The following is a 7,275-nucleotide window of genomic DNA, read 5'->3' as shown; positions in this document are numbered from 1 at the left end:
GCCCCTACCAGGCCGGCCCCCGGACGACCGCCCACCTCAGCAAAGTTCAGCGCCGCAGGGTGAGGACACCCGGCCGCCACGGCAGTTGGTTGTAGTCGCCGCCCGCGGTGGGGGACTTGCCCTGGTACAGGAACTGCAGGTTGCAGGGGTCGATGGTCATGGTCTGGTCGGGGTTGTTGCGGACCAGGTCACCGTGGCTGATGTCGTTGGTCCAGGTGGCACCGCTGTTGGCCTTGCCCGCAAAGGGGTTGCTCTCGCCGGCGGCCTGCGGGGTCCACGAGCCGCTCAGGCTGGAGGCCGTGAAGGAGCGGAAGTAGCGCCCGTTCGCGCCCATCGCCTCGACGATCATGAGGTACTGGCTCTGGCCCTGAACCTTGTAGACCTGCACGCCCTCGAACAGGTTGGCCTTCGTGTCGCTCATGATCGTCGTGTACGACGAGCCGAAGTTGCCCGGGAAGTTCCCGATCGGCATGCTCGCCCGGTAGATCTTGCCGTTGTCACCGGCGAAGAACAGGTACATGTTCTGGCCGTCGGCGATCAGGGTCTGGTCGATCGGGCCGGTGTCGGAGCCGGAGATGCTCCCGGTGAACAGCGGCTGCGGAGAGGACCAGCCGTTGGGGTTGGTGGGGTCGCTCGACGTGCGGTAGATGAAGGGCCACGCACCCCACTGATACGCCAGGACCCAGATGTTCTTGGGCGCGAAGTAGAACAGCGTGGGCGCCACCGCGGCCTGGCTCATCCCGCTCTGGCCGGCCGACGCCATGTCCGACCAGTTCGTGAAGGGACTGAACATCATCGAGCCGTACGACGATCCCGACACGTTCGACGCGTAGACCAGGTGCTTGCCGTTGTGGGTCACGGTGGTGAAGTCCTTCACCGCGGCCCACCCGTTGGCCGGCTGCGCCAGCACACCCGTCGACGTCCACCGGTACGTCGACGGAAGAGAACACGTGCCGTCCGTCGGGGGAGTCCCGGTCAGGCCGGCCCACTTCTGGTTGCTGCCGCCGTTGCACGTCCCGATCTGTACCGCCGTGCCGTTGGCCGTACCGGCGCCCGCAACCTCCAGGCACAGCCCGGACTCCACGCCGACGACTGTGCCGTCGGAGTTCACCCGCCACTGCTGGTTCGCACCGCCGGAGCAGGTCCAGATCTGTACACGGGTACCGGCCGCGGTGGCGTGGCCGGGAACATCCAGGCACTTGTTGCCGTACACGGTCAGCTGGTTGCTGTCCGTCAACGTCCACTGCTGGTTGGTCCCGCTCCAGCAGTCGTGGATCTGAAGGTACGTGCCGTTGGTCTGGCTGGCGCCCGGCACATCGAGACACCGGTTCGAGCCAACTCCGCGTAAGGCGCCGCTGGTGGCCGCCTGAGCCGGGGTGGCGACGAGCATCGCCGCCAACGCGGCCAGGGCCGCAACCGCGGCGGCGAGCACCGCAGACGGATGCCTGCGGCTGAAACTTCCTCTGTGCATGGGGACTTCCCCAACCTTTAGTGGGCTGTTCCGGTTGGCCTCGTCAGAGGTTGTCCGGACTGTCGGTGGAGTGCGGTGTGCAGCGGTCTTGTGAGCCCCACGGCAGACCGCTTGTGACTCCCGGGCACCCGGGGTGAGGCTTGGACGGCGTTCGGGTGAGCCCGTCGCGGTCCTCGAGGGAATCGGCGACGTCCGACGCGCTGGAGCGGGTTCATGCTTCTCTCTCCGCTTTGATGAGGTCATGACATGCGCGCGCGTACTCCTAAGTGCGGGGATGCGGTCCGGAGGTGCCCTGCTGGGAGATGGAGCGACCCCGACGTGTTCGTGATATCGAACGAGGGTCGAAGTGTCGAGCAACTGAATGATAGGGAACCGGTGAACGACGTCAACCCCTCTCGCATGTATCGCCACCAACGCCGAAATATTTCGTAGGCCCTCGCCCCGAAACGGCTCCACTTACGCCGAAGTGAGCCAGTCGCGGACGGTGTCGACGCCCGCTCGGGGGTGTCTCCGGCGTCCGTGGCTTGCCGAGTTTCCGAATGGTGCCAGAAATTTCGGCCCTTCTCTCGCCCGCCTGGAGCGTGGGCCGCTTCGACAACGGGCCTCACCGCCGCGAGGACGACCGTCTCGACGGCGTGCGCGGCACGCCAGGACGCTCGACGGGTGCGAGGTTGGTGGATAGGGCCTGCGACTGACCACTTGTCGCACAGAGCTGGAGGCGATCCCAATGCACGCGACACAGCTCGAGAACCGATCCTGGCTGTGGTCACCACCCGGACGACCTGATGCGGTCGCGGTGCGAAGGCAGCGAAGCGAGGCTGTGGCTGTTGGGGAACGCGGCCGGCTCACACACCGGTGTGCAGCGGCGTCCGCGCCGTTTCAGGAAGGTGGCGGCCATGACGAAGACGCCCGGCGGGGCGGGGCAGAGCCCGGCAGGGCCCCGCAACAGCGAGTGGGAGACGGGCCCGTACCTGTTTGCCGGCTTGGCTCTGGAGTTGAGCGGGTCACTGAGCATTGCCCTGGGCGCCGCCGGCATCGCGAATGACGCCATCTTCCGCACGGCTCAGTACGTCTACCGGTTCGATCTGACGGCTTGGGGCTGGATTCATGTAGTTGTCGGCCTCGGGCTGATCGCTGCGGGCCTGGGGGTACTGGCCGGCAGGAGTTGGGGCAGAGGGGCCGGTGTGGCGCTGGGCGCCGCGAGCCTGATTTCCCAGTTCATGTTCATTCCGTACTACCCGCTGTGGTCGATCAGCGTGATGACGCTCGACCTCCTGGCCATTTGGGCATTGAGCAGGTTCAGCGAGCCGTAGACCGTGCTCTATGAGAGAGCCCTTCCGAAGCTGACCCGACCGGCGATCCGGTCCCCCGGCAGGTCGCTGGACTGCAGTTGCTGCTGGATCAGCCGCAGCTGGGGCTGAGCTGAGCATCGCCAGCGACGCCGGTCGTTTCTCCGAATGGCAACAACGCATCGCCGGCGTGAAGCTTGGTAGCTGAAGCGATCATTGGAGGAACGGTGGGCAACCTTGTCGTCGCAGGAGTGGATGGCTCGTCGTCGAGTCTTGCCGCGGTCGAAGAGGCCGCCCGGGAGGCCCAGCGGCGTCGTGCGGAGCTGCGTGTGGTGCACGCTTTGAGTTGGCCGGTCCGGCCCATGTACACGCCGCTGGACCCGTCGCCGCTCGATCGCCTGGTGAACGAGGCGGCGCAGCGTGCCCGGAGCGTGGCGCCCGACGTGGAGGTCACCGAAGCCGTGGAGACCGGTGACGCGGTGGCGGTGCTGGAGGCCGAGTCGCGAGCCGCGGACCTGGTGGTCGTCGGCCCCAGGGGCTTGGGGGGCTTCATCGGCATGCTGCTGGGGTCAACGGCGGCCTCCCTGGCCGCCCACAGCCAGTGTCCAGTGATGGTGGCACGCGAGGAACCGGCTGGCGCCGGGCCGATCGTGCTGGCTGTCGACGGCTCCGCCGCCGGCGAGAAGGCGGTCGAGTTCACCTTCGCCGAGGCGGCGCTCCGCAAAGCTGAAATCCTTGCCGTGCACGCGTGGCGGCCGGACTACGTGCCGCCCGGCACGGGCACCGAGAGCGCGGAGCGTCTGCTGGCCCAAGTACTCGCAGGCCGCACGGAGAGGTACCCGGACGTCACGGTCAGGCACGAAGTGCTGAGCGGTGAAACCCGCGAGGTACTGATCGAGACGAGCAAGACTGCTCAGCTCATGGTCGTCGGCGCCAGGGGGCGCGGCGGTTTTGCCGGACTGCTCCTGGGTTCGGTGAGCCAGGCACTGCTGCACCACGCGCACTGCCCCGTGACCGTCGTTCGCGGCAAGGCCTGACCAGACCGCGCGGCGAGCAAGGCCCGCTGCGTATAGCGGTTACTGAAGCCGGCGATCGATGTTGTTGCCGTTCGACCGCCGCGGCCTCGCCGTTGCGCATCCCGCAGCCGCCCATCAGGTCGGCCACGAGGCCGCCGGGCCGTTCCGGGCGGCACGCCGGGGGCGCGAGACCGCGTCCACCGGGTTCCGGCGGGGCGCCGTGCTCACCGCGGAGCGCCGCCCGGTGGCGCGAGCAGCATTTCCCGGTGTTGCAGGGCCAGCCGCAGGAGCCCCGCCGCAGGCGCCGACATGCGGTCCGCCGGGAGGTCGGCGACGGTGGCCGCGGTGAACGGCAGCCCCACCACGGCGCCGTCGGCCCGGCGCCCGCTGATCACACTGCCTTCGTCGTTCTCTTCCACGGCCTCCGCGAAGACCGTGTCGAAGGTACGGGCCTCGAAGACCGCCACGGTCAGCACGCACACGGCGAGGTGCAGTGGCTCCAGTGCCATGCCGAAGCACCACACCCGCAGCGAACCGTCGTCCAGCGCCGCGTCGAGCTGGCTGTACGGGGGCCGGCCGTAGTCGACCTCGGTGCCGGTGTCGCCGGTCGCCTCCGGAGCGCCGAGCAGTTCCTCGTTGTACTCGCGCATGATGACGCGCCACAGGGACAGGTCCCGCCGGTGCGCGAGGGGTGACAGGGAGGCGGGCTGGATCATGCCGCCGGGGAGCGGCCCGTACGTCTCCTCCCCGGTGGCGACCTTGCCCTTGCCTCTCTTGAGCAGGAAGAAGGACGCCTGCCCGTCGGGGGTGCGCCGCAGGGTCAGGGTCCCGACGGACGGGAGTACCTTCCGCCGCCCGAGCAGCAGGGGGTCGGCAGCGAGGAGGCCGCGCATGGGCAACCGTCCCCAGAACGGCAGGCGCACCGGCTCCCGCCGCGAGGCCTCGGCGAGTTCATGGGCCACGGCCTCGTTCTGATCGATGAGGTCGAAGTACTGGCCGGAGCCGAAGTCCAGGCGGGGCCCGTCCGCGTGCGCCCAGTCGGCCCGCAGCAGCCGGAAGGACGGGCGGTCCTCGAAGAGGGCGGGCCGGGCGAGATCGCCCAGGGCCGAGGAGTACCGCTCGTACCGCCGCGACCTGGTCTCCTTCGGCAGGTACCGCTGTGCCGCCCGGAGCAGGGCCGGGTCGGCCGGCGGCGGATTCTCCTGCCAGGCGAGCGTCACCTGCCGCAGCGGGACCGGCCGCGGCGGGCGCATCGCCGGTTCCCACAGCAGGGTGGAGGTCCCGATCCGTTCCAGTGTGGGGCGTGCGCGTAGATGGATGTCGGCGGCTGTCTCGGACAGTTCCCCGAAGCGTGCGCTCATGTCCTTCCGTCCGTTGACGAAGGACCGCCGTGACTCCCCGGCGTTTTCGGGAGCGAGCGCGCCTCGTGCGTAGTAGACGCCGGCACCGGCGGACACCAGGCCCGCCAGGCCCAGCCACTGCTCCAGATCCATGTGCTTCCCCCACCTCAGCGGCCGCCGACGCGTGTGCCCTACCCCTGCGAACGGCCCGCCACGCTGCCGGGCGGCCTGCTCGCGCTACGTCGTCCCGGGCCCGTGGACTCCACGGTGGAACGGCCGTTGAGCCCGCCATCGGGCTTACCGCCTCCGAGGTGCGCCCGACGCCCACCCTGCTTCGCCGACCTGCCGCGGCCCGCCCGCGCCGGCCTGGGACGAAGTCTCCGGCCCAGGGGTGCACTTCACGCGTCCACAAGTCTCAACGAGGAGCCCGGCCCGCCGTCACGCTTCCTCACATCCCCCGCAGGACAGCCGGTGTGGGCTGTTTGCATCAATACGATCACCCGTGCCCGACAGGAGTCATTGTGCCGGTGACCTGCGCTTTCACTCCTTTGTCAAGCCTGATGGGGGGTGGGTGGGCGTGCCGTTGTCCGGGTTTGTGCCGAGGGTGGTGTACGGGAGGCACGAACACCACCGGAGCCATGCCGGTGGGGGTTCTTCCACGGGAGGAGTGTCATGCGCAGATTGTCACAGGCCCGGATCGTCCTGGCCGGAGCCGCCGTTGTACTGGTGTGGTCCTCGTCCGCAGCGTGGGCTGATGGCACGTCCACGGGCGCGGGGCCCTCGAATGTGAGCGTGAGCCCGTCGCAGGTCCATCAGGGCGCGACGTTGAGGGTCACCGCCTCGGGCTGCACCGGTGGCGGGACCGTCACCTCCGCGGCATTCCCCACCGTGCAGTTGCCCGCCGGGGCCACCACGACGGCCACCGCACGGGTGACCAACACCGCCACGCCCGGCGCCCACACTCTGACGGTGCGGTGCGGAAACCGGACCGCGAACGCCTCGTTCACCGTGCTGGCCGGTGCCGCGGCACGTGGCGGTCTCGGCGGCAGCCAGGTCTCCAGCACGGCGGTGACCGCCGCGGGCGGTGCCATGGCGGCACTGGCCGTCGGCACCGGAGCCTTCCTGATCACCCGCCGTCAGCGTGCCCAGTGAATCCGGGGTGACGCATACCGGGCGGTGCCACGCCTGAACCGGGAGCGGCCGAGTCGGGTGGTGTACCGCCCGCCCTTTGACGTGTGGTTCCGGGCCCGGCGAGGCGAGCGCCGACCGGAACCACACCCCGCCGGCGAGGGGTTGGCGGTGAGGTAACGGTGTCCGACCGGGCCGGTCAGGTGGCCGGCAGCGGTCGGTTCCCGTGCGGGTGCAGGCGGTCGGTGAGGAAGGCGAGGATCTCGTCGCGGGCCCGGACCGTGGGGTGGCCGGCCTCGTCGACGAGATGCGCGGTGACGACGCTGTGCGGGGTACCGACCAGATCGGCGAAGAAGGGCGGCGGGGCCGGGTTGGCGGCGCTGTCGGGCAGGACACGCCCGTCGAAGGCGTCGCCGAGCAGCGATCGGTAGGCGGCGAAGCGCTGTCCCGTGCACCAGCGGTCGCCCTCGAAGCGGTAGGCGAGGACGGTGAGTCCGTCGCGGTCGAGCCGGTCGCGCACCGCGCGGGCGTCCGCCGCGTCGAGTTCGAGTCCGCCGGGGTCGTCGAGCGGCAATGACGGGTGGTTGACCACCGGGGCGATGACCGCGGGCTCCAGGGCCATGGTGAGGGCGAAATTGCCGGTGAAGCACAGGCCGATCGCGCCCACCCCGGGTCCACCGCACGCGGTGTGGGCCTGGCGCGCCAGGCCGCGCAGCCAGGCCGTCACCGGGCTGGTGCCGCCCCCGGCGAAGGCGCGGAACTCGGCGCTGACACAGGCGCGGCGGACGACTTCCCGGCCGCCCTCGACCGTGGGGAATGCGCCGTCCGTCCCGAACAGGGAGGGCACGTGGACGGTGAAGCCCGCGTCCCGTACCCAGCGCGCGAGCCGCAGAACGTCGGGACTGATGCCCGGCATCTCGGGCAGCACCACGACCGCGGGCCCGGCCCCGGCTACGTACACCGTCTTCTTCACCCCCTCCACGGCCACGCTCCGGCGGGTGAAGTCTGTGATCGGGTCGTCGTCACTCATG

General features: G+C 69.9%; 6 protein-coding genes. 3 read left to right on the top strand and 3 right to left on the bottom strand.

The window, feature by feature from the left end; all coding sequences use genetic code 11:
- Nucleotides 1-46: 46 nt before the first annotated feature.
- Nucleotides 47-1,471 (bottom strand): non-reducing end alpha-L-arabinofuranosidase family hydrolase, encoded by a 1,425-nt coding sequence (locus ACWGH4_RS08170; protein ID WP_453457241.1) that lies wholly within the window; start codon nucleotides 1,469-1,471, stop codon nucleotides 47-49.
- 896 nt (nucleotides 1,472-2,367) lie between these two features.
- Here ACWGH4_RS08170 and ACWGH4_RS08165 point away from each other — a divergent pair.
- Both ACWGH4_RS08165 and ACWGH4_RS08160 read left to right on the top strand, forming a co-directional pair.
- Entirely contained in the window at nucleotides 2,368-2,784 is a 417-nt protein-coding gene (locus ACWGH4_RS08165) for a DUF7144 family membrane protein (RefSeq protein ID WP_453457238.1), read from the top strand.
- A gap of 203 nt (nucleotides 2,785-2,987) precedes the next feature.
- Nucleotides 2,988-3,797, top strand: coding sequence for a universal stress protein (locus ACWGH4_RS08160; protein WP_453457235.1), 810 nt, complete (start codon nucleotides 2,988-2,990; stop codon nucleotides 3,795-3,797).
- Between the two features lie 203 nt (nucleotides 3,798-4,000).
- Here the strand turns inward: ACWGH4_RS08160 and ACWGH4_RS08155 are convergent, their stop codons facing one another.
- Nucleotides 4,001-5,269 carry a transcriptional regulator gene (locus tag ACWGH4_RS08155; RefSeq protein WP_453457232.1) on the bottom strand — a complete coding sequence of 423 codons (1,269 nt, stop codon included), beginning with the start codon at nucleotides 5,267-5,269 and terminating at the stop codon, nucleotides 4,001-4,003.
- A 639-nt stretch (nucleotides 5,270-5,908) separates the two neighbouring features.
- Here ACWGH4_RS08155 and ACWGH4_RS08150 point away from each other — a divergent pair.
- Nucleotides 5,909-6,268, top strand: a complete 360-nt coding sequence (locus ACWGH4_RS08150; protein ID WP_453457229.1) for a hypothetical protein — start codon at nucleotides 5,909-5,911, stop codon at nucleotides 6,266-6,268.
- A gap of 175 nt (nucleotides 6,269-6,443) precedes the next feature.
- On the opposite strand, the gene ACWGH4_RS08145 is transcribed toward ACWGH4_RS08150, so the two are convergent.
- Nucleotides 6,444-7,274, bottom strand: coding sequence for a dienelactone hydrolase family protein (locus tag ACWGH4_RS08145; RefSeq protein WP_453457226.1), 831 nt, complete (start codon nucleotides 7,272-7,274; stop codon nucleotides 6,444-6,446).
- Between the last annotated feature and the right edge of the window lies 1 nt (nucleotide 7,275).

Source organism: Streptomyces sp. NPDC054847 (assembly GCF_053610925.1).
Note: the sequence above shows the minus strand (reverse complement) of the source record. Positions and strands in the feature narration are given on the sequence as shown.

Coding starts and splice junctions, on each gene's coding strand:
- ACWGH4_RS08165 (WP_453457238.1), top strand. CDS start 2,368: ATGACGAAGACGCCCGGCGGGGCGGGGCAGAGCCCGGCAGGGCCCCGC.
- ACWGH4_RS08155 (WP_453457232.1), bottom strand. CDS start 5,269: ATGGATCTGGAGCAGTGGCTGGGCCTGGCGGGCCTGGTGTCCGCCGGT.
- ACWGH4_RS08145 (WP_453457226.1), bottom strand. CDS start 7,274: ATGAGTGACGACGACCCGATCACAGACTTCACCCGCCGGAGCGTGGCC.
- ACWGH4_RS08170 (WP_453457241.1), bottom strand. CDS start 1,471: ATGCACAGAGGAAGTTTCAGCCGCAGGCATCCGTCTGCGGTGCTCGCC.